This is a genomic window from Paraburkholderia sp. BL25I1N1 (assembly GCF_003002025.1).
GTDB lineage: Bacteria > Pseudomonadota > Gammaproteobacteria > Burkholderiales > Burkholderiaceae > Paraburkholderia.
The window spans coordinates 297,695-318,410 of sequence record NZ_PVZB01000004.1 but is presented as its reverse complement, the minus strand read 5'-3'; the positions used below and the strand labels follow the sequence as shown (position 1 = coordinate 318,410).

Below are 20,716 nucleotides of genomic sequence, written 5' to 3'. Positions count from 1 at the left end.
CGCGGCATCGGTCTCAAGTGGCATGACCGGCAACCGGGCCACAAAACCGATCACCACGCCCACACCCGCAGGTCCGCGCCGCGCAAGCCCTCAGCGCCGCGCTACCGCCTGCCGCGGCAAAGTCTGACGCGGCGTCTTTTCGTCGTCGTACAGCACGTGCTTGCGGCCTTCCACATGACGATTGATCGTCGCGCGGACTTCAGCGGCCGTGGCGTCTTCGGCCACCACCCGTCGGGAAATCTGCCCTGCGGTGTCGATCCACTCGACGATCCGGCAAGCGCCGCCCCAAGGCTGGCGAATAGGCGCGGAGACGCGGCAGCCACGCACCTGTATCGGCTGTTCGGCTACGGTTTCATATGACTGTTTCAAGGCGCGATCCTTTTTCGGGCATCAGAAGGGATGCATACCCTTGCAGCTTAGGAAAAAGGAATGTCGGGTAGGTTACAGCCAATATGGAGATATTTACCGGCCATTACAGAACGTCGGGCGCCGCCAGGCGCCCGAACCCCGGTCTATTCGAGCGTGCGGACCCGGTCGATTGCCTGTTCGATCCGTTCGACCGCAACGACCTGTAAGCCTTCGATCGGCTGTTTCGGCGCATTGGCCTTGGGAATCACCGCAACCGAAAAGCCCAGCTTGGCGGCTTCCTTCAGGCGCTCCTGACCGCGCGGCGACGGCCGGATCTCGCCGGCGAGGCCCACTTCCCCGAACACCACCAACCCCTTGGGCAGCGGCTTGTTGCGCATCGACGAGTGAATCGCGAGCAGCACGGCCAGGTCGGCGGCGGGCTCGGTGATCTTCACTCCGCCCACGGCGTTCAGGAACACGTCCTGATCGAAACACGCGATGCCGGCATGCCGGTGCAGCACCGCCAGCAGCATGGCGAGCCGGTTCTGCTCCAGACCGACGGCGAGGCGCCGCGGGTTCGGCGCGTTGGCCGAGTCCACAAGGGCCTGCACCTCGACCAGCAGCGGCCGCGTGCCCTCCTGCGTCACCAGCACGCAGGAACCCGGCACCGACTGTTCGTGCTGCGACAGAAACAGCGCCGACGGATTGGCCACGCCGCGCAAGCCGCGCTCGGTCATGGCGAACACGCCGAGTTCGTTGACCGCGCCGAAGCGGTTCTTGATCGCGCGCACCAGACGATACGAGGAATGCGTGTCGCCCTCGAAGTACAGCACCGTGTCGACGATGTGCTCGAGCACGCGCGGCCCGGCCAGCGCGCCTTCCTTGGTCACGTGGCCGACCATGATGATGGTGGTGCCCGACTGCTTGGCAATGCGGGTGAGTTGCGCCGCGCACTCGCGCACCTGGGCGACCGAGCCCGGCGCGGATGTCAGCGCGTCGGAATAGACCGTCTGGATCGAGTCGATCACCGCGACATCGGGCCGCTGCTCCGCGATCGTCGCCTGAATTTTTTCGAGCTGGATTTCCGCCAGCAATTGCAGCTCGCTTGCCTTCGAGCCGGGCTCCAGCAACGAAAGCCGTTGCGCGCGCAACGCAATCTGCGCGGCCGACTCTTCGCCGCTGATATAGAGCGCGCGTTTGTCGGCGGCGATTTCAGCGAGCGATTGCAGCAGCAGCGTCGATTTGCCGATGCCCGGATCGCCGCCGATCAGCACCACGCCGCCCGGCACCAGCCCGCCGCCGAGCACGCGGTCGAACTCGCTCACGCCGGTGGAAAAGCGCGGCACGTCGGATGCATCGATATCGGCGAGACGGCGCACGGGCGCGCTCTTCGCGAGCGACTGGAAGCGGTGCGTGGACGGCGCTTCCGCCACCGACTCGACCAGCGTGTTCCATGCATTGCACGAGGGGCACTGCCCGGCCCATTTCGGCGATTGCCCGCCGCATTCACTGCAGATGTACAACGTTTTGGGTTTTGCCACGCGTTATTGCCTGTGTTGCTGTTCTTTGGGATTGAAACGCTTGCCGCGGGGCCGGGCGCGCGTGCCGGGTTGCGTGCCTCGGTTGCGTACCCTTACTCCGCCCGCACCGGCACACGCGGCGCCACCGCGCACATCAACTCATAGCCGATGGTGCCGCACGCCTGTGCGACGTCGTCGATCGGCAGCGAGGTGCCCCACAGCTCGACGCGCGAGCCGACGTTGGCGGTCGGCACCGGCGTCAGGTCGACAGTGAGCATGTCCATCGAGACGCGCCCGACGACCCGCGTGCGCACGCCGTCGACGATCACCGGCGTGCCTTCCGGCGCGACGCGCGGATAGCCGTCCGCGTAGCCGCACGCCACCACGCCGATGCGCATCGACCCGCGCGCCTTGAAAGACGACCCGTAGCCGACCGTATGGCCTTCGGCAAGTGTCTGCACGGCGATCAGTTCCGAGGCGAGCGTCATGGCGGGCTGCAGGCCGGTGCCTTCGATCGCCGCCGTGACGCCGGACGGCGATGCGCCATACATGATGATGCCCGGGCGCACCCAGTCGAAATGCGTGGCAGGATGCCACAGCGTGGCCGCCGAGTTGGCAAGGCTGCGCGCGCCGGCAATGCCTTGCGCACCGCGCTCGAACGCCTGCACCTGATAGTCCACGCCGCGATCGCCGTCGGCGTCGGAGAAATGGGTCATCAATGTGATCTGGCCGACGCCTTGGGCAGCGCGCGCCCGCTCCCAGGCGGCGCGGAATTTCTCCGGCGTGTAACCGAGGCGATTCATGCCGGTGTTCATCTTCAACTGGATATTGACCGGTTTGGACAGGCGCGCCATTTCAAGCATGCGCAACTGTTCGTCCGAATGCAGCGCGGTGGTCAGGCTGTAGCGGTCGATCACGTCGATATCGGTCGGACGAAAGAAGCCTTCGAGCAGAAGAATCGGGCCGGCCCAACCCAATTCACGCAACTTCACGGCTTCTTCGAGGTCCAGCAACCCAAAGCCGTCGGTTGCGCGCAGGCCCGGAAAAACGCGCGCAAGGCCGTGCCCGTATGCGTTGGCCTTGACGACGGCCCAGATTTTGGATTTCGGTGCATAGCGCCGGGCAACGGCGAGATTATTGGCGAGAGCGGAGGTATGAATCGTGGCTGAGAGCGGGCGCGGCATGGGATATTTTCGTAAAGACGCTTGCGAATCAGCGGCTTACAGTGCGTTTTCAGCGCTCCGTAGCCCGCTGGGCGGTGCGATCAAGGATTCTGCTAGTCCGAATGCATCTATTTTCATGATATAAAGCCGTGCGCACAACCCATTTCGACGAACGGCATAAGCCCGGACGCTCAACCAGCGGCCGGGGCGGACAGACCGCAGCGAGGACAGCATCGCATCAGATGAAAAAAGGTTTTTACACCATCATGGCCGCGCAGTTTTTTTCGTCGCTGGCCGACAATGCGCTTCTGATCGCTGCTATCGCACTGCTGAAAGATCTTCACGCCCCGAACTGGATGACGCCGCTGCTCAAGCTGTTCTTTGTGCTGTCGTACGTCGTTCTCGCCGCGTTCGTGGGCGCCTTCGCCGATTCCCGTCCGAAAGGACGCGTGATGTTCATCACCAATACCATCAAGGTCGTCGGTTGCATCACGATGCTGGTGGGCGCGCATCCGCTGCTCGCGTACGGGATCGTCGGCTTCGGCGCGGCGGCCTACTCGCCCGCCAAATACGGCATTCTCACCGAGCTGTTGCCGCCTGACCGGCTGGTCGCGGCGAACGGCTGGATCGAAGGCACGACCGTCGGCTCGATCATTCTCGGCACGGTGCTCGGCGGCGCGCTCATCAGCCCGCATATTGCCGCGCCGATCCTGCGGCACCACATACCGTCCGTCAACACGCCCGCCGAAGCCGCGATGCTGGTCATCATGGCCATCTACGTTATCGCGGCGCTGTTCAATCTGCGCATTCCCGACACCGGCGCGCGCTATCCGAAACAGGAACGCGGCCCGATCAAACTCGTCACCGATTTCGCCGACTGTTTCCTCGTGCTGTGGCGTGACAAACTCGGCCAGATTTCGCTCGCCGTGACCACGCTGTTCTGGGGCGCGGGCGCGACGCTGCAATTCATCGTGCTGAAGTGGGCTGAGGTGTCGTTGAACATGTCGCTGTCCGAAGCGGCCATTCTGCAGGCAGTGGTGGCCGTGGGCGTGGCGGCCGGCGCGATCTTCGCGGCTTCGCGCGTGCCGTTGAAGAAGTCGCTGTCGGTGTTGCCGGTCGGCATCATGATGGGCATTGCCGTGATGCTGATGGCCTTCTATACACGCGACCTGTTCCCTGCCCACTGGGGCATTTATTTCGGCCGCGTGCATTTACCCGGCTATCTGATCGTCGCGTATATTTTCCTGATGATCGTCGGCGGCCTGTCGGGCTTTTTCGTCGTGCCGATGAACGCGCTGCTCCAGCATCGCGGGCACGTGCTGTTGTCGGCCGGTCACTCTATCGCCGTGCAGAACTTCAACGAAAACCTCTCCGTGCTCGTCATGCTGTGCCTCTACGCCGTGCTCGTGTGGCTCGACGTGCCGGTCACGGCGGTGATCGTGCTGTTCGGCACCTTCGTCTGCGTGATGATGTGGTTCGTGATGCGGCGCCACCAGGCCAACCAGCGCGCGTTCGACTCAGTCGCGCTGATCGGCGAAGTCAAACACTGATTCACGGCGGGTCGTCCGCTCACGTCGCGGCCCGCGCCTTCCTCCTTCCTCGCTTTGCCATGACTCAACCGATTCCCAATGTGCTGACGATCGCCGGTTCCGATTCCGGCGGCGGCGCCGGCATTCAAGCCGACCTCAAGGCTTTCTCGGCACTCGGCGCGTACGGCGCGAGCGTGATCACCGCGCTCACCGCGCAAAATACCCGCGGCGTCACCGCGATTCACGCGCCGGACCCCGGCTTCATTACCGCGCAACTCGATGCTGTGTTCGACGACATCCGCATCGACGCCGTGAAGATCGGCATGCTGGCGAACGCGCCGATCGCGCGCGCGGTCGCCGATGCATTGCGCCGCCACAAGCCGAAGCACATCGTGCTCGACACGGTGATGATTTCGAAGAGCAACCACGCGCTGCTGCTGCCGGACGCGGTCGCGGCGGTGCGCGACGAATTGCTGCCGCTCGCCGATCTGCTGACGCCCAATCTGCCGGAAGCGGCCGCGCTGCTCGGCGTGCAAGCCGCGACCGACGAAGCCGGCATGGTCGAGCAAGGCGAAGCACTGCGCGCGCTCGGCGCACGCGCGGTGCTGATGAAGGGCGGCCATTTGAGCGCCACGGATAGTCCGGACTGGCTGGTGCAGGAAAGCGGCACGCTTCGTTTAGGCGGGCCGCGGGTGCCGGTGAAGAATACGCATGGAACGGGCTGCACGCTGTCGTCGGCGATTGCGGCGCTGATTCCACAGCGTGGCGATCTGGCGAGCGCCGTCGCCGATGCCAAGCAGTATTTGACCGGCGCGCTGCAGGCGAGCGATCGGCTCGACGTCGGCGGTGGCGTGGGGCCGGTGCATCATTTTTATCGGTGGTGGTGAAGCGCCGCTACTGCCGCGCGTAGTGTCGCGCGAACTCGGGCCACTCGTCCGGCACGATAAAGCCGCGCGAGCGCTCGATCAGATTGCCTGCGCTGTCCTCGACGAACGCGCCGACCATCGCCGGTCCGTGCTGATGCAACGTTTGCCCGGCGAGCGTTTTCGCATCGACGAATGCGAGGCCCGCGGTCCGTACATCAAGAGGCGCATGGCGTCGCGGCGCCAGCCACTCCAACCGCGGCAATGTCCGCCATTTCTCCGCATGCGCCGCCGCGAACGCCGGCCAATCACTGCGCGTCACCCACCAGCCGCGACCATGTGCCGGATCGAGTTCGACCGGATCGACCGATGTTTCGCCATGCCGATAAAACAGCCAACCTTTGATGAACATCTGCGGCGTCCACGGACCCGCGTAGCCGACCGAGGCGAACTCCTCACGCGCGCTCAACGGCAACTGATGATTCAGCACATGCGCGAGTTTCAGATCGAAGCGGTCTTTCAGATTCGGGCCGACGTAGTCTGATAACTGCGCGCGCCCATCGCCGGCATGCAGATAACACTTCACGGCCAGCTCCCAATGAAGCCGCGTGCCCTGCCGCGTCTGCACCAGAAAATCGCATTCGCCGAGCGTGACGCCCCCGCGCCGTAGCGGCACGCCCGCCGCCACCAGCCGAGCAGCCGGCCCATGTTGCAGGAACCAGCCGAGCAGCCGTTCGGCGTAGCGGCCGAGGCGCGTGATGCGCGTCGCCGCGAGTTCGTGATGCAGGGGTTCAGGCGCGGCGTCGAGCGCGCGCAGCCAGTCGAGGGTCGCCTGTGCTTCCTGTAGCGTGTCGAAGGGATTCGCCAGCGCGCCGATCGGTGGTTGCGGGCGCAACAGATCGGTGCTCAGCAGCAGCCAGGCGAGATCGCGCACGGCGGCGTCGCGCAACGTGTCGAGCAGCGCATCGCGGCTCGCGGCATCGATGCCGGGCATCGCGGCGGGACCGATCGCCGGACCCTCGCCGGACGTCACTTCGACGCGTTCGACGGCGTGCCGCCGGCCGCCCGCCACGTGTCGCGCGCGAGGCACAGGTCGGCCCAGGCTTTCGCCTTATCGGGCAGGCTGCGCAACAGATACGCCGGGTGATAGGTGACGATCACAGGCACGCCTTCGTATTCGTGCACGCGGCCGCGCAGCGACGAAATGCTCGCCTCGGTCTTCAGCAAACTCTGCGCCGCGAAGCGGCCGAGCGCGACGATCAGCTTCGGCTTGACCAGCGCGACCTGACGTTGCAGATACGGCTCGCAACGCGCGACTTCGTCCGCTTCGGGATTACGGTTGCCGGGCGGCCGGCACTTGATCACGTTGGCGATATAGACGTTGGTGTCACGCGCGAGCGTCAGCGAACGCAGCATGTTGTCGAGCAGCTTGCCGGCCTGGCCCACGAACGGTTCGCCCAGACGATCCTCGTTCTCACCCGGTGCTTCGCCGATCAGCATCCAGTCGGCGCCGCGATCGCCGACGCCGAATACCGTGTTCGTGCGTTTCTCGCACAGACGGCAAAGCTGGCAGGCGGCGACGCGCTCGCTCAGCGCGTCCCAGTCGAGCGTGTGGATTGCCGGCGCCGCAGGGGCTTCGTGGCGTGCGTCCGCGGGAGCCTGGGTCGGCAGATCGTCGAACCAGGCGAAATCGTCGTCGGGTGGCGCGTCGAACGCCGGTGGCTCGGGGCTGCGGGGTTGCCCGGGCCGTGCCGACTGCGGTGCTTGCGGCTGGCTTGCCTCGACCGACGCTTGCATCCGGCCTGGCATCGGGTCTTGTGAAGGCAGCCTTTGAGGTTCGGTTTGCGCACCGCTCTGCATGGACCGCGACGACTCGCCTGAGCGCGTGTCAGCGGGCGGCTGGCGCTCAGCGAACCGTTCGCGTGCCCCGGCCGCGGGCGATGCCTGATCCGGACGTCCAGACGCGCCGCGTTCGCCTGGCGCCGGCGCGGCGTTGGCTTGGTGAGCGTCGGCCGCGCGCATCGCGGGCTGCGAGGTTTCCTGCGTGCGAGCGACGGGCGGCAGCCCTGGCGCCGCCCCACGCGCATCATCACGACGCGCATCCAGTGCGACCGGCACAGCCGCGTCCTGCCCGACCGCGGCCGCTGCTTGCGCCTGCGGTTCAGCAACCGGCTGCTGCTCCGCCGCCATGCCCCGACGCACCCACAGCGGTGTGAGTCCGAACTCTTCCAGAACCGATTCATGCAGCGCCATCTGCGCCCTCCGTGGCAAACGAGAAACGCATCACGATGGCGTCCTCCCGGCTGCGATGCCGCGCCGGATAATAGTTCTTGCGCCGCCCGATCGAAGCGAAGCCGAAGCGCTCATAAAGCCGGATCGCCCGATGATTCGACGGCCGTACTTCCAGCAACAGCCCCTCGAGCTTTTCAGCGCGGGTGATGCGCACGGCTTCGCGCAGCAGCGCGAGCCCGGCGCCGGCGCCTTGCGCCGCGGGCGTCACGCACAGATTGAGCAGATGCATTTCGTCGACGACCGGCATCAGCACGCAATAGCCGATCAGGGTGCCCGTGACATGGCGCAGACAGACGCCGAAGTAGCCGTTGCGCAGCGAGTCGCCAAAATTGCCCCGGCTCCAGGGAAACTCATATGCGATTTTTTCGATGGCGGCGACTTCGTCCAGATCGCCTTCAGTCATCGGCGACATGTAGCGGTCCGCGAGCAACACGCCACTCATTGCCGGCCCTCGCCTTGCGCTGTGTCGTGCGCGAGTCGGGCGGCCTGCTCGGCCCTGGCGGCTTTTTCAGCTTTCTCGGCGACCCGCTCGGCGGTGGTCTGGGCGACCTTGTCGCGCACGTATTCCGGCGCGGCCTGGTCGGCGGGCACCGTGCGGCCCGCCCGCAACGCACGCAGCGCGGCGTGCGCGAGCGGCACGGCATGCGGCAACGCTTCACTGTCGACGCTGCGCGCCGCGGCGACCGCGGGCAGCCGCGCGCCGAACGCCGCGGCGGCATTGCCCGCCAGCGTGAAGGCGACGTCGGGCAAAACGAGCCGGTCCGGCGCGTCGAGCGAAGCCGCCTGCAGCGTGCGCCATTCACCTTGCGCGTCGTCCCACGCGTAATCGGCCCAATAGATTTCGTCCATGCGGGCGTCGAGCGCGGCGAGCACGCGCGTCGCCGACGGATCGCGCAGGCGGGCGCTCTCGGCACAGGCGAGCAGCGTGCTGACCGGCACGACCGGCAGATTCAGGCCGAACGCGAGGCCTTGGGCGACACCGGTGGCGGTACGCAACCCGGTGAAGGAGCCGGGACCGGAACCGAAGGCGATCGCGTCGCAGTCCGCCAGTGTCAGGCTGGCTTCGTCGAAAAGTTCGCGGATGGCGGGGAGCAGGCGCGTGCTGGAAACCGCGCCGGTCTGCTCGTGGCGCACCCACAGATGCGGTTTGGCGCGGGCCTCTTCAGGCGTCGCGCCGGCCGCGTTGCCGGCGACGGACAGAAGCGCTACCGAGCAGAATTCGGTCGAGGTATCGAGGGCGAGGAGCACAGTTTGAGTCATGGACCGTATTGTAATCGGCACGGCGCGCGCAAATGTGGTTTGGCATGCGCCGAGGTGGCTTGGGTCGCGCGAAGGTGGTTTGCCTCGCGCCAAGTGGTTTGGATCGCGCGAAAGCGGTCTACCTCGCGCGAGGCGCATGTGGCTTGTGCCCAGCAGCGGCACGGTTTACGCCAAACCGGTTCGCCTCGCGCCCGAGGCGATCCGTCTTGCGCCGGATCGCCGGCCCGCGTTTGGAGTGAGCCCTCGGCCCCTGCCGCGGCATCCAGTTGTTATGATCGTCAGCCGAGTTCAATCCCGATCCCGCCTGGCGGGCAAACGACAATGACCGACATCGACACCCAGTTCACCCAAGCCCACGAAGACGTCCAGCGACTGCCGGAGCGTCCGGGCAATCTCACGCTGCTGCGCCTTTACGCGCTCTACAAGCAGGCCACCCGCGGCGACGTTCAGGGCGACAAACCCGGCTTCACCGACATCGTCGGCAAATACAAGTACGACGCGTGGGCCGCGCTCAAAGGCACCGCGCAAGACGCCGCGAAGCAGCAATACGTCGAACTCGTCGAATCGCTCAAGAGCGGCGCGTCGGCCTGACTGGTCCCGATCGACGCCGGGCGACTTCACGCGAACGATTGCCTGATCCGCCCCGGCCAACGGCGAATCGCCCTGAACCGCGCCGGCACGACGATAGCCGGCCGGCGCGGCCGCCTGACGAGCCGCTCGAACAGCACCCCGGCACAAACTTTTCCGCCAGGAAAATTCCTAATAGTGGCGCAGTGCAGCAAAAGGCTATACAATGCTGCCTGCGCTTCACTGCTTTGCCCGGCTTCCTCTAGCGGCCTTTGCGGCGCAGCGCCTCGTAGCGTTTAGCTCCAATCCAGTTTAGAACCTGTCCCCTCCTGCCTAGCCCCTCCGGGCGATCATGTCCCAGGCTGGCGGCACGCCGTGTTGGCATGTCGCATCCGATACAGCTTCTAACGAAAAGCTCGCCTTCATTGCCGCGAGCTGCCCCCGTTTTTCGATTTGCTCGCTGCTTCTTTGCTCGCTGAATCCGACGACTTGGGTATGCCGATTGGCGCCGACGTTTTAATTCCGTGTGTACCAAGGATTTACCAAGGATTCTCATGACTTCGAGCAATACCCCCAGCAGCCCGTTGAACGCCATCGCCGATCAAGCCCTCGGTCTCGAAAGCCGCGACGCAGCACCCGCACAAGCCGCAGCCGTTGCTGCCGCTCCGGAAGCCGTCGCAGCAGAAGCCGCAGTGCCGACCGGCCCGTCGTTCGCGTCGCTCGGTCTCTCCGCGGATGTCGTCTCCGCGCTGACCGCCGCTGGTTATCAAAACCCGACTCCGGTTCAGCAACGCGCAATCCCGGCTGGCATCGCCGGCCGCGATCTGATGGTCTCGAGCCCGACCGGTTCGGGCAAGACCGCCGCGTTCATGCTGCCCGCCATCGAACGTTTCTCGCAACTGCAAAAAGCACAAGCCAGCCAGCCGCGTGAGCCGCGTCCGGCTGACGGCGCCCGCACGCGTCGTCCGCAACCGATTGCCCGTCCGACCATGCTGGTTCTGACGCCGACCCGCGAACTCGCCATGCAGGTCACCACCGCCGCTGCCACGTACGGCAAGCACCTGAAGCGCTTGCGCACCGTCAGCATTCTGGGCGGCGTCGCTTATGGTCAACAGCTGATGCTGCTGGCCAAGAACCCGGAAATCCTGGTTGCCACGCCGGGCCGTCTGATCGACCACCTCGAACGCGGCCGCATCGACCTGTCGCAACTGCAGATCCTCGTGCTCGACGAAGCCGACCGCATGCTCGACATGGGCTTCATCGAAGACATCGAGACGATCGTTGCCGCTACGCCGGCTTCGCGTCAAACCATGTTGTTCTCGGCCACGCTCGACGGCAAGATCAGCTCGCTGACGGGCCGCCTGCTGAAGGATCCGGAGCGTATCGAGATCGTCCAGCGTCTGGAACAACGTACCAACATCGCGCAAACCGTCCATTACGTCGACGACCGCGATCACAAAGATCGTCTGCTCGACCATCTGCTGCGCGACGAGGGCCTCGACCAGGCTATCGTGTTCATGGCAACCAAGATGGACGCCGACCAGCTTGCAGGTCGTCTGGCCGATGCCGGTTTCGAATCGGCAGCTTTGCACGGCGATCTGCCGCAAGGCGCGCGTAACCGCACGATCAAGGCACTGCGCGAGCGCCGTGTCCGCGTACTGGTGGCAACGGACGTCGCCGCTCGTGGTATCGACATCCCGGGCATCACGCACGTGTTTAACTACGACCTGCCGAAGTTCGCTGAAGACTACGTGCACCGTATCGGCCGTACCGGCCGTGCTGGCCGCTCGGGCATCGCGGTGAGCCTCGTGCACCACGCCGAGCAAGGCGCGCTCAAGCGCATCGAGCGTTTCGTGCGTACCCCGCTGCCGGTCAGCGTCGTCGAAGGCTTCGAGCCGCGCAAGTCGGCTCCGTCGGGTAACGGCCGTCCTGGCTTTGGCGGCCGCGGCCGTCCGGGCGGTGGCAACGGCGGTGGCCGTCGCTTCGGCAGCGGTTCGGGCAAGCCGGCCGGTAACGGCGGCGGTGCGCGCAGCGGTAGCGGCACCGGCGGCGGCTGGGCCGGTAAGTCGGCTGGCGGCGGTTCGCGCGAAGGCGGCTTCGGCGGCGGTTCGCGTGAAGGCTACGGCGGTTCGCGTGACGGCGGCTACGGCGCACGCCGCAGCGACGGCCCGCGCACGGCGCGTCGCGGCAGCTAAGTACTGAGACGGGCGTACTCTGCATCAAGGCTTCGGCCCGTTGCGGCGCTCATCCGGTACTGTCAGCAGTCAGCTTGAAAAAAGACCCGGACGGCTTCTCGCCGTTCGTCAGTCGGAAGAAACCGGTGCTCATGCGCCGGTTTTTTTTCGCCCGTCAGTCGGCGCGCCCCAAATTTCACGATGTGGAAAATTTTTTTGCGTCGTAAAAAATCGTGCTGCACGGCACAAGAGCGCCCATTGCAAGATGGAAAAAGTCGTTTCTTAATGCGAAACACACATCGTAATTCATTGATTTTAAATAAAAATAAATATTCAAAAAGGCCATCCGGGCGGCTGTTGCGTGATCACCGATTTGCCTAGACTCTTATACAAGACTTCACGGAACGAAACGCCTCAACCGGCTGGCCGCTTCGACGAAGAAAAGAGTCACCCATCCATACAGGCAACCAAGGAGCACACCATGTCCCGTCAAGAACAAGTCAAGCAACTCCAACAGCAATGGGAAACCGATCCGCGCTGGAAAGGCGTGAAGCGCAGCTACACGGCGGAAGACGTGATCCGCCTGCGCGGTTCGGTGCAAGTCGAGCACACGCTCGCCAAGCGCGGTGCGGAAAAGCTCTGGGAAAGCGTGAACAACGAGCCGTTCGTGAACTCGCTCGGCGCGCTGACCGGCAATCAGGCCATGCAGCAGGTCAAGGCCGGCCTCAAGGCGATCTATCTGTCGGGCTGGCAAGTGGCGGGCGACGCGAACGTCGCCGGTGAAATGTACCCGGACCAGTCGCTGTATCCGGCGAACTCGGTGCCGCTCGTCGTGAAGCGCATCAACAACACGCTGACGCGCGCCGACCAGATCCAGTGGTCGGAAGGCAAGAATCCGGGCGACGAGGGCTACGTGGACTACTTCCAGCCGATCGTGGCGGATGCGGAAGCCGGCTTCGGCGGCGTGCTGAATGCATTCGAACTGATGAAGGCGATGATCGAAGCAGGCGCTGCGGGCGTGCACTTCGAAGATCAACTGGCTTCGGTAAAGAAGTGCGGTCACATGGGCGGCAAGGTGCTGGTGCCGACGCGTGAAAACATCGCCAAACTGACGGCCGCGCGTCTGGCCGCTGACGTCTCCGGCACGCCGACCGTGCTGCTGGCGCGCACCGATGCGGAAGCCGCCGACCTGATCACGTCGGACATCGACGACAACGACAAGCCGTTCCTGACGGGCGAACGCACGGTGGAAGGCTTCTACCGCACCAAGCCGGGTCTTGAACAGGCGATCTCGCGTGGCCTCGCCTACGCGCCGTACGCCGACATGATCTGGTGCGAAACCGGCAAGCCGGACCTCGAGTTCGCGAAGAAATTCGCCGACGCGATCCACAAGGAGTACCCGGATCAACTGCTGTCGTACAACTGCTCGCCGTCGTTCAACTGGAAGAAGAACCTGGACGACGCGACCATCGCCAAGTTCCAGCGTGAACTCGGCGCGATGGGCTACAAGTTCCAGTTCATCACGCTGGCCGGCTTCCACGCGCTGAACTACTCGATGTTCAACCTCGCGCACGGCTATGCCCGCAACCAGATGACAGCCTTCGTCGAAATGCAGCAGGCTGAATTCGCTGCGGCCGAAAAGGGCTTCACCGCGGTCAAGCATCAACGCGAAGTCGGCACGGGCTACTTCGACGCCGTGACGCAAACGGTCGAGCGCGAGGCATCGACGACGGCGCTGCACGGCTCGACGGAAGACGAACAGTTCTTCGACAAGAAGGTCGCGTAAGCAGGCACGCGGTCTGATCGCTGGAACAAGGCAGATAGACGAAAAGCGGCGCCGTCAGAGAGCCGCCGTCACAGGGAGGAGCAAGCCGTCGGGGCGGAAGTCGAATCGCACCCGACGGCCGAAGTCTCGCAGCGGAACTTGGGAGAGCTCGCAGCAGCAGTGGAGAGAAAGCCAGCGCAACGGATTGTGCGGCGAACACAGCGCGCGCCGGCCTCACCGCCGGCGCGTTTTTTTCGCCCGCGATTTCAGCGATACACGATCACCGGAATCTTCGTATGCGTGAGCACCCGTTGCGTTTCGCTGCCGATCAGCAGGCTGCCCAAACCGCGGCGGCCATGCGAGGCCATGAAGATCACATCGCAGCCGCCCTGCTCCGCCGCTTCGATAATGCCGAGATACGGCGCGGGATGCACGCTGGTCCTGCTGTCGACCGTGACGCCGACACGGCGCGCGGCCGTCTCCACCTCGCGCAGATGCACGCGCGCTTCGCGCTCGCTGCGCTGCAGGAATTCGGAGGGCGGTTCGACCACGACGTCGGAGAACGGCGAGTACGGGTATTGCGGCAGACACGCGTAGGCGGTCACGTGGGCATTGACGGCTTGCGCGAGATCGATGGCGCCGTCGATTGCCTTGCGTGACAGGTCGGAACCGTCGGTCGGAACCAGGATGTGCCTGAACATGATGCCCTCCGTCGCCGACTGCGCAGAGCGCGGCATCAGCGTCCAACGAGGCTCGGCTTACAAGCCGCTTGAATCGATTGTAGGTCGCGGAATTGAGCGTATGAATCTGTTGAGGGTCTGTCCGCATATCGGAAACCCCTTGTGCGCTGCGTGCCATCCGCTGCGCGCCTGGCCTGCGCAGCTAACCCCAGTAGTCAGGGTGACCATACGTATGCTTGAGAAAGTCCAGAAACAGTCGCACGCGCAGCGGCAAGTGACGGCGCTGCGGAAACACCGCGTGAATGCCGATGGGCGGCGCGGCGAATTCGTCGAGCACGCTGACGAGTCGCCCGGCCGCGATGTCCGTGCCGACTTCCCACCACGAGCGCCAGGCGAGTCCGTAGCCTTCGAGACACCACTCGTGCAGCACCGCGCCGTCCGAGCATTCCATCGTGCCGGACACCTTGATCGACACGACCTTGTCGCCCTGCTGGAACATCCAGCCGCGCTGCTGGTTGGCGCTCGCGCCGAGCGCGAGACAGTTGTGATGCGCAAGATCGGCGAGGCTGTGCGGCGCGCCGCGCCGGCTCAAATACGACGGCGACGCCACGCAGACACGGCGGTTCTCGCCGAGCTTGAGCGACACCAGCGACGAATCCGGCAACTCTCCGAGACGCACCGCACAGTCGAAACCTTCGTTGACCAGATCGACGAGGCGGTCGGACAGGTCGAGCGTGATCGACACGTCCGGATGCGCGACCGTGAAGGCCGGCACCAGCGGCGCGACGTGCCGCCGCCCGAAACCCGCGGGCGCGGACAGCCGCAAATGGCCGCTCGCCTTGACGCCACCGGCCGACACGCTGGCTTCGGCGTTTTGCATCTCGTGAATGATGCGCTGGCAATCTTCGAGAAAGGCCGAGCCTTCGAAGGTCAGCGTGATCTTGCGCGTGGTGCGCACCAGCAATTTGACGCCGAGGCGCTCTTCGAGCGCGTCGATGCGACGGCCAATGATGGCCGGCGCGACGCCTTCGGCCGAAGCCGCGGCGGACAGGCTGCCTTTCGCCGCGACGGTCACGAAAGTCTCGATCTGCTTGAAACGGTCCATGAGCGATGGGAGCCGCGTCTAGGCGGGAAAGTGGTCGGTGCGCGTCAGATTAGGTGGATGAAAGTAAAAGATCAAGTGATGTTTAGCCTCTTTTTTAGCGCCTGACATCACTAATACAATCCGTCCTGACCTCTGACAGGAGTGCACGGCAATGTCGGCCACAACGACACTCTCCCCTAAAGCAGTGATTTTCGACGCCTACGGCACGCTTTTCGACGTGCATTCGGTGATCGCCGCCGCGGAGCAGATGTTCCCCGGCCGCGGCGACGCGCTCTCGCAGTTGTGGCGGCAAAAACAGATCGAATACACGCAGTTGCGCACGCTCGCCGATTCCGCGGACGCACCCGGCGCGCATTACCGCCCGTTCTGGGACATCACGCTCGACGCGTTGCGCTTCGCCGCAAAAAAACTTCAGCTCACGCTGGGCCGCACGGCCGAGAAGCGTCTGATGGACGAATACGCGTGCCTGTCCGCTTTCCCCGATGCCGTGGCCGCGCTGCGCCAGTTGCGCGAAGCTTCCCCTGACTCAGCGGCGCGCGCGGGCGGTGAACCCACCCCGCCGCCGCGCCTCGCGATTCTCTCGAACGGCAATCCGCAAATGCTCGACGTCGCCGTGAAGAGCGCCGGCATGACGCGCCTGTTCGACCGCGTTCTCTCCGTCGACGCGGTGCGCGCCTACAAACCCTCGCCCGCCGCTTACGCGCTCGGCACGCAAGCCTTCGATGCGCTGCCGCGTGAGATCGTCTTCGTGTCGTCGAACGGGTGGGACGTGGCGGGCGCGACGTGGTTCGGCTTCACCACTTTCTGGCTCAACCGGCAGAACGCTCCAGCCGAAGAACTGGGCGTCACGCCGCATGGCGCGGGCGGAGGCATGGCCGATCTGCTCGCTTTTCTGAAGAACCCCGCGTCGCCCGGCCGCAGCAGCGGCGCCGGCGGCAGCCGCACGCGCCACAGCCCTGGCGCATGACGGTTACTGCTGGCTAACGCGACGCACACCTACCGCATCTCAACATTTGCACCTTTGCAATCTGACCGACCAAGGAGAAAACATGGCAAGCCCGCAGTCCTCGCATTCATCGTTGCAGTTGCCGCAGGGCATGGAAATCACGGCTGACCTCAAGCCGGGCTACGACGCGATCCTCACGCGCGAAGCGCTCGAACTCGTCGCCGCGCTGCATCGCACGTTCGAGCCGCGCCGTCAGCAGTTGTTGCAGGCGCGTGCGGAACGCACGAAGCGCCTCGACGCCGGCGAGCGCCCCGACTTCCTCGCCGAAACGAAAAGCGTGCGTGAAGGCGACTGGAAAATCGCGCCGCTGCCGCAGGATCTGCAATGCCGCCGCGTGGAAATCACCGGTCCGGTCGAGCGCAAGATGATCATCAACGCGCTGAATTCGGGCGCGGATTCGTACATGACCGACTTCGAGGATTCGAATGCGCCGAGCTGGGATAACCAGATCACTGGCCATATCAATCTGAAGGACGCGGTGCGCCGCACGATTTCGCTGGAACAGAACGGCAAGTCGTACACACTGAACGACAAGGTCGCCACGCTGATCGTGCGTCCGCGCGGCTGGCATCTCGACGAGAAGCACGTGAAGGTGGACGGCAAGCGCGTGTCGGGCGGCATCTTCGATTTCGCGCTCTTCATGGTGCACAACGCGAAGGAACTGGTGGCGCGCGGCTCGGGCCCGTACTTCTATCTGCCGAAGATGGAGAGCCACCTCGAGGCGCGTCTGTGGAACGACATTTTCGTCGCCGCGCAGGAAGCGGTTGGCGTGCCGCGCGGCACGATTCGCGCGACGGTGCTGATCGAAACGATCGTCGCCGCCTTCGAAATGGACGAGATCCTGTATGAGCTACGCGAACATAGCTCGGGTCTGAACGCCGGCCGTTGGGACTACATCTTCTCGGCGATCAAGAAGTTCAAGGCCGACCGCGACTTCTGCCTGGCCGACCGCTCGCAGATCACGATGACGTCGCCGTTCATGCGCGCCTACGCGCTGCTGTTGCTGAAGACTTGCCATCGCCGCAATGCGCCGGCGATCGGCGGCATGAGTGCGCTGATTCCGATCAAAAACGATCCGGCCGCGAACGAAAAGGCGATGGGCGGCGTGCGTTCGGACAAGGCGCGCGATGCCGGCGACGGTTACGACGGCGGCTGGGTCGCGCATCCGGGCCTCGTGCCGATCGCGATGGAAGAGTTCGTCAAGGTGCTCGGCGACAAGCCGAACCAGATCGGCAAGCAACGCGACGACGTGCTCGTCACGGCCACCGACTTGACGGACTTCCGTCCGGAAGCCCCGATCACCGAAGGCGGTCTGCGCAACAACATCAACGTCGGCATTCACTACCTGGGCGCGTGGCTCGCGGGCAATGGCTGCGTGCCGATTCACAATCTGATGGAAGACGCCGCCACCGCGGAAATCTCGCGCTCGCAGGTGTGGCAATGGATTCGCTCGCCGAAGGGCAAGCTCGAAGATGGCCGCAAGGTGACGGCGGAACTGGTGCGCGAGTTGGCGGCGCAGGAACTCGAGAAGGTAAAGCAGGCCGTGGGAGGCGATACCAGGCCGTATGAGCGCGCCGCGCAGATCTTCGAAGAGATGTCGACGTCGGAGCAGTTCACCGACTTCCTCACGCTGCCGCTGTACGAGGAAATTTGAGGCTGGCGTCAGGCCTCGCGGATGCATCGGGCGCAGTCATTCAAATGCACTCCGATGCATTAACAACGGACGACGCAGTAACAAGCCCGCCTTCGCGCGTCTTTAGCACGCGGCGTGAAGTGGCTTGAGTCGCAAGGCTGACCGACCGGACGGCCCGACAGGCGTATGCCTGCCGGGCCGTTTTTTTTATGCGCCCGTAACGCCGCCTGGTCAGCGCGTGCTGCGGTGCTCGATCCAGTCGCCCGATTTGATTTCGGGCAAGCCCTTCACCACGTTCGGCGCAACCGGATAAAAGCGGCAGTTGACGACGTTGCCGTCGACTTTCACCATCACCTCGCGCGCAAGGAAACGGTCTTCGACGCCTGGATAGACCGCCTCGATTTCGTCGAGCACGGCGACCAGTTCGTCTTCGATCTCGTAGACGTCGCCGATCACGTCGACGCCGGCTTCGTCGACCACGAGGCCTGGATACGAGCCGAAGTCGAATAGGTGGCCACGCACCGTGGCCGTGCCGAGCAGATTGGGCGCGGCGATCTCGTTGCGCGCCGCGGCGTGGCGGATGTCGTTCACTTCACCGGCGCGCAATGTGCCGTATACAAAGACGGTCTGCATCGTCGTTTGCTCTCCTTGAATCAGGTTTGGGAGGGTTCTGTTTCCAGTTCTGTTTCCGGCTCTGTTCGAGCTCGAGTCCCGGCTGGTTCAGTTCAGCGCCGCGCTCGCCACGAGCACGCCGTCGATATCCACGTAGATCCATTCGCCGGGACGCACGAGCGCGCCGGGCAATTGCACCGCCACGTCGCGTTCACCGGCGCCGAGCTTCCGGCCGCGCCGCGGTGAAGTGGTCAAAGCCGCAATGCCGACGTTCACCTCGTTGAGTTCGAGCGCATCGCGCACACAGCCGTTCAGGACGATGCCCGCCCAGCCGTTCTGTTCCGCGATCTGCGCGAGGTTGCCGCCGACCAGCGCGCAACGCAGGCTGCCGCCACCGTCGATCACCAGCACACGGCCCGCGCCCTTCTCCTCTAGCGTGGCCCGCACGAGGGCGTTGTCCTCGAATACCTTCAGCGTCACCGCCTCACCGCTGAAACACTCGGCGCGGCTGAACAGGTGGAAGACCGGCTCGAGCACACGCAACGTGCCGAGCGCCAACTGGTCCTCGTGCGCGTCGCACAGGTCCGCGGTGGCAAAGCTCATGGCGTTCTCCTCGGGGCCGTAATCGGGACATTATGCAACGCCCTGTCCTTTGCAACACCTACAATGAGAAGCCCGCGGCGGTTTGTCCGCCCGCACGGGGGTTTGCCTTGCGGCGTTTTCGGCGTACCTGGAGAGCGCGCTGCCCGCGTTCCGTTATCGGGATCGATCTTCACCATGACTTCGTCCGCCGACTCAAACCTGTCGAGCCTCGTACGCTTCGCCGACATTCCGCCCGAGTTCCAGCCGAACGAAACGCATCCGATCCGTGTGCGTTCGCGGCAGATGCCCTCGGGCTGGCGCATCGCACGTCACACGCATGCTTGGGCGCAGGTGGCCTATGCGTCGCGCGGCGTGCTGCGGGTCGCGACGACCGGCACGACGTGGATGGTGCCACCCTCGCGGGCAATCTGGGTGCCGCCGCACGTGACGCACGAAGTGGTCGCCGTCGAGGACGCGTTCCTGCGCACGCTCTACATCACCGAAAGCACGGTGCCGGCCGGTCTCGATACGCCACGCGTCGTCGAAGTCTCGGATCTGCTGCGCGAAGTGATTGCCGCGCTCGACACGCCCGGCATCTCGGCGACGCGCGAGCGGTTGCTGGGCGCCCTCGCACTCGACGAACTGACTCGCTCGGAGCCGCTGCCGCTCTCCGTGCCGATGCCTAACGAAAAGCGTCTGCGCGCGCTGTGCGAAGCGGTGATTGCCGACCCGACGCATGGCGAGTCGCTCGAACAATGGGCGTCCAGCGTGGGCGCGAGCACGCGCACCATTGCGCGGCTGTTTCGTCAGGAGCTGGGCGTGAGTTTTTCGCAGTGGCGCCAGCAGGCGATTCTGGCGCGCGCGATCCCGCTATTGAGCCAGGGGCGGCCGCTTTCGCATGTCGCGTTGGAACTCGGCTATCAAAGCCAGAGCGCGTTCTCTGCGATGTTCCGCCGTGCCTTCGGAGAAAGTCCGCGCGCGTTTATCGAGCGTGGCTCGGAACATCGGGTGGCGCATAGCGAGCACGGCGAGACAGACGTGGACGACGAGACGGCGCGGGATCGCGCGGATGCAGAGAGCGATGCGCAGCGTTGAGTGAGTGTGTAAAACCGCGGCGTCACACGCCACGCCTCAAACCCGTCGCGCCAGATGGCGAATCGCACCCAGTTGGGCAAGACGCGGCCCGGCCAGCTTGTAGCCTTTGCGCTGATAGAGGCGGGCCGCAGGGTTGTCGACGAACACACGCAATTGCAACTCGCGCAGGCCGCGCTCGCGCGCCCATTGATGCGAGACATCGAGCAGATAAGTGCCGGCGCCGAGCCGGCGATGGCCTTCGGCAATCTGCACGTCGCGGATATGCAGCGAATCGCCCTCTTGGGTGATGCGCAACACGCCGATCGGCGTGCCGTCCATTTCGAGAATGAAATTCTCCGACTCGCGCCAGCTGCCGAGAAACAGATCGCCACGCCAGACGAGATGATGGCGATGGTAGTAGCCGCCCATGTTGTTGCGTGTCAGCGCCTCGGCGAACTCGAAATCGTCCATGCTGGCTTTGCGCAGATGAAACGGTAACGGAGCTTCGGTGGGATCGAACATGGCGGGGCGACAAGGGAGAGT

The 20,716-nt window shown here is 64.8% G+C and carries 20 protein-coding genes; 8 read left to right on the top strand and 12 right to left on the bottom strand.

Features of this window, described 5'->3' with window-relative positions; genetic code table 11:
• Nucleotides 1-90 precede the first annotated feature (90 nt).
• The 3 genes from B0G73_RS08200 to alr all read right to left on the bottom strand — a co-directional run bounded on the left by B0G73_RS08200 (nt 91) and on the right by alr (nt 3,052).
• Nucleotides 91-369, bottom strand: a complete 279-nt coding sequence (locus B0G73_RS08200) for a DUF2866 domain-containing protein (protein ID WP_106279604.1) — start codon at nt 367-369, stop codon at nt 91-93.
• 143 nt (nt 370-512) lie between these two features.
• Nucleotides 513-1,889 carry a DNA repair protein RadA gene (gene radA, locus B0G73_RS08195; protein ID WP_106279602.1) on the bottom strand — a complete coding sequence of 459 codons (1,377 nt, stop codon included), beginning with the start codon at nt 1,887-1,889 and terminating at the stop codon, nt 513-515.
• Between the two features lie 92 nt (nt 1,890-1,981).
• Nucleotides 1,982-3,052: an alanine racemase gene (alr, locus tag B0G73_RS08190; protein ID WP_106279600.1), complete on the bottom strand. Its 1,071-nt coding sequence runs from the start codon at nt 3,050-3,052 to the stop codon at nt 1,982-1,984.
• 221 nt (nt 3,053-3,273) lie between these two features.
• Here alr and lplT point away from each other — a divergent pair, with 221 nt between their 5' ends.
• Nucleotides 3,274-4,581, top strand: a complete 1,308-nt coding sequence (gene lplT, locus B0G73_RS08185; protein ID WP_106279598.1) for a lysophospholipid transporter LplT — start codon at nt 3,274-3,276, stop codon at nt 4,579-4,581.
• 59 nt (nt 4,582-4,640) lie between these two features.
• Nucleotides 4,641-5,447: a bifunctional hydroxymethylpyrimidine kinase/phosphomethylpyrimidine kinase gene (gene thiD / locus B0G73_RS08180; RefSeq protein ID WP_106279596.1), complete on the top strand. Its 807-nt coding sequence runs from the start codon at nt 4,641-4,643 to the stop codon at nt 5,445-5,447.
• A 7-nt stretch (nt 5,448-5,454) separates the two neighbouring features.
• On the opposite strand, the gene B0G73_RS08175 is transcribed toward thiD, so the two are convergent.
• The 4 genes from B0G73_RS08175 to tsaB are packed head-to-tail and all read right to left on the bottom strand — an operon-like array spanning nt 5,455 to nt 8,975.
• Nucleotides 5,455-6,456: a DUF1853 family protein gene (locus B0G73_RS08175; protein WP_374957001.1), complete on the bottom strand. Its 1,002-nt coding sequence runs from the start codon at nt 6,454-6,456 to the stop codon at nt 5,455-5,457.
• The gene (locus tag B0G73_RS08170) at nt 6,453-7,676 is read right to left on the bottom strand and encodes a uracil-DNA glycosylase family protein (RefSeq protein WP_181196513.1); all 1,224 of its coding nucleotides are present in this window, start codon (nt 7,674-7,676) and stop codon (nt 6,453-6,455) included. Before B0G73_RS08170 ends, B0G73_RS08175 begins: the two co-directional genes overlap by 4 nt.
• Nucleotides 7,663-8,157, bottom strand: a complete 495-nt coding sequence (rimI, locus tag B0G73_RS08165) for a ribosomal protein S18-alanine N-acetyltransferase (protein ID WP_012433475.1) — start codon at nt 8,155-8,157, stop codon at nt 7,663-7,665. The genes B0G73_RS08170 and rimI overlap by 14 nt, the downstream gene beginning before the upstream one ends.
• Complete coding sequence (gene tsaB / locus B0G73_RS08160; protein WP_106279594.1) at nt 8,154-8,975, bottom strand: tRNA (adenosine(37)-N6)-threonylcarbamoyltransferase complex dimerization subunit type 1 TsaB; 822 nt, start codon at nt 8,973-8,975, stop codon at nt 8,154-8,156. Before tsaB ends, rimI begins: the two co-directional genes overlap by 4 nt.
• Nucleotides 8,976-9,296: 321 nt before the next feature.
• On the opposite strand from tsaB, the gene B0G73_RS08155 reads away from it, so the two are divergent.
• The 3 genes from B0G73_RS08155 (at nt 9,297) to aceA (ending at nt 13,502) form a co-directional block, all read left to right on the top strand.
• Nucleotides 9,297-9,566, top strand: coding sequence for an acyl-CoA-binding protein (locus B0G73_RS08155; protein ID WP_106279593.1), 270 nt, complete (start codon nt 9,297-9,299; stop codon nt 9,564-9,566).
• A gap of 530 nt (nt 9,567-10,096) precedes the next feature.
• The gene (locus B0G73_RS08150) at nt 10,097-11,737 is read left to right on the top strand and encodes a DEAD/DEAH box helicase (RefSeq protein WP_106279591.1); all 1,641 of its coding nucleotides are present in this window, start codon (nt 10,097-10,099) and stop codon (nt 11,735-11,737) included.
• Between the two features lie 460 nt (nt 11,738-12,197).
• Nucleotides 12,198-13,502, top strand: coding sequence for an isocitrate lyase (gene aceA, locus B0G73_RS08140; protein ID WP_106279587.1), 1,305 nt, complete (start codon nt 12,198-12,200; stop codon nt 13,500-13,502).
• A gap of 245 nt (nt 13,503-13,747) precedes the next feature.
• Here the strand turns inward: aceA and B0G73_RS08135 are convergent, their stop codons facing one another.
• On the bottom strand, nt 13,748-14,182 hold the full coding sequence (locus tag B0G73_RS08135) for a universal stress protein (RefSeq protein WP_106279788.1): 435 nt from the start codon (nt 14,180-14,182) through the stop codon (nt 13,748-13,750).
• Between the two features lie 181 nt (nt 14,183-14,363).
• Nucleotides 14,364-15,266 (bottom strand): LysR family transcriptional regulator, encoded by a 903-nt coding sequence (locus tag B0G73_RS08130; protein ID WP_106279585.1) that lies wholly within the window; start codon nt 15,264-15,266, stop codon nt 14,364-14,366.
• Nucleotides 15,267-15,417: 151 nt separating this feature from the next.
• Here B0G73_RS08130 and B0G73_RS08125 point away from each other — a divergent pair, with 151 nt between their 5' ends.
• Together B0G73_RS08125 and aceB are read left to right on the top strand one after the other, a co-directional pair.
• Complete coding sequence (locus B0G73_RS08125; RefSeq protein WP_106279583.1) at nt 15,418-16,233, top strand: haloacid dehalogenase type II; 816 nt, start codon at nt 15,418-15,420, stop codon at nt 16,231-16,233.
• A gap of 82 nt (nt 16,234-16,315) precedes the next feature.
• Nucleotides 16,316-17,926, top strand: coding sequence for a malate synthase A (aceB, locus tag B0G73_RS08120; protein WP_106279581.1), 1,611 nt, complete (start codon nt 16,316-16,318; stop codon nt 17,924-17,926).
• 210 nt (nt 17,927-18,136) lie between these two features.
• Here the strand turns inward: aceB and B0G73_RS08115 are convergent, their stop codons facing one another.
• Entirely contained in the window at nt 18,137-18,538 is a 402-nt protein-coding gene (locus B0G73_RS08115) for a gamma-glutamylcyclotransferase (RefSeq protein WP_106279579.1), read from the bottom strand.
• 87 nt (nt 18,539-18,625) lie between these two features.
• A complete protein-coding gene (rraA, locus tag B0G73_RS08110; RefSeq protein ID WP_106279577.1) occupies nt 18,626-19,120 on the bottom strand; it encodes a ribonuclease E activity regulator RraA in 495 nt (164 codons plus the stop codon).
• Between the two features lie 174 nt (nt 19,121-19,294).
• Between rraA and B0G73_RS08105 the strand changes: the two genes are divergently transcribed.
• Nucleotides 19,295-20,194, top strand: a complete 900-nt coding sequence (locus tag B0G73_RS08105; protein ID WP_106279575.1) for a helix-turn-helix domain-containing protein — start codon at nt 19,295-19,297, stop codon at nt 20,192-20,194.
• 36 nt (nt 20,195-20,230) lie between these two features.
• On the opposite strand, the gene B0G73_RS08100 is transcribed toward B0G73_RS08105, so the two are convergent.
• The gene (locus B0G73_RS08100) at nt 20,231-20,695 is read right to left on the bottom strand and encodes a GNAT family N-acetyltransferase (RefSeq protein WP_106279573.1); all 465 of its coding nucleotides are present in this window, start codon (nt 20,693-20,695) and stop codon (nt 20,231-20,233) included.
• Nucleotides 20,696-20,716: the final 21 nt, after the last annotated feature.

What these genes read in the sequence shown, in the direction of transcription:
- alr (WP_106279600.1), bottom strand. Translation starts at nt 3,052, where the DNA reads ATGCCGCGCCCGCTCTCAGCCACGATTCATACCTCCGCTCTCGCCAAT.
- lplT (WP_106279598.1), top strand. Translation starts at nt 3,274, where the DNA reads ATGAAAAAAGGTTTTTACACCATCATGGCCGCGCAGTTTTTTTCGTCG.
- thiD (WP_106279596.1), top strand. Translation starts at nt 4,641, where the DNA reads ATGACTCAACCGATTCCCAATGTGCTGACGATCGCCGGTTCCGATTCC.
- B0G73_RS08170 (WP_181196513.1), bottom strand. Translation starts at nt 7,676, where the DNA reads ATGGCGCTGCATGAATCGGTTCTGGAAGAGTTCGGACTCACACCGCTG.
- rimI (WP_012433475.1), bottom strand. Translation starts at nt 8,157, where the DNA reads ATGAGTGGCGTGTTGCTCGCGGACCGCTACATGTCGCCGATGACTGAA.
- tsaB (WP_106279594.1), bottom strand. Translation starts at nt 8,975, where the DNA reads ATGACTCAAACTGTGCTCCTCGCCCTCGATACCTCGACCGAATTCTGC.
- B0G73_RS08155 (WP_106279593.1), top strand. Translation starts at nt 9,297, where the DNA reads ATGACCGACATCGACACCCAGTTCACCCAAGCCCACGAAGACGTCCAG.
- B0G73_RS08150 (WP_106279591.1), top strand. Translation starts at nt 10,097, where the DNA reads ATGACTTCGAGCAATACCCCCAGCAGCCCGTTGAACGCCATCGCCGAT.
- aceA (WP_106279587.1), top strand. Translation starts at nt 12,198, where the DNA reads ATGTCCCGTCAAGAACAAGTCAAGCAACTCCAACAGCAATGGGAAACC.
- B0G73_RS08135 (WP_106279788.1), bottom strand. Translation starts at nt 14,182, where the DNA reads ATGTTCAGGCACATCCTGGTTCCGACCGACGGTTCCGACCTGTCACGC.
- B0G73_RS08130 (WP_106279585.1), bottom strand. Translation starts at nt 15,266, where the DNA reads ATGGACCGTTTCAAGCAGATCGAGACTTTCGTGACCGTCGCGGCGAAA.
- B0G73_RS08125 (WP_106279583.1), top strand. Translation starts at nt 15,418, where the DNA reads ATGTCGGCCACAACGACACTCTCCCCTAAAGCAGTGATTTTCGACGCC.
- aceB (WP_106279581.1), top strand. Translation starts at nt 16,316, where the DNA reads ATGGCAAGCCCGCAGTCCTCGCATTCATCGTTGCAGTTGCCGCAGGGC.
- B0G73_RS08115 (WP_106279579.1), bottom strand. Translation starts at nt 18,538, where the DNA reads ATGCAGACCGTCTTTGTATACGGCACATTGCGCGCCGGTGAAGTGAAC.
- rraA (WP_106279577.1), bottom strand. Translation starts at nt 19,120, where the DNA reads ATGAGCTTTGCCACCGCGGACCTGTGCGACGCGCACGAGGACCAGTTG.
- B0G73_RS08105 (WP_106279575.1), top strand. Translation starts at nt 19,295, where the DNA reads ATGACTTCGTCCGCCGACTCAAACCTGTCGAGCCTCGTACGCTTCGCC.
- B0G73_RS08100 (WP_106279573.1), bottom strand. Translation starts at nt 20,695, where the DNA reads ATGTTCGATCCCACCGAAGCTCCGTTACCGTTTCATCTGCGCAAAGCC.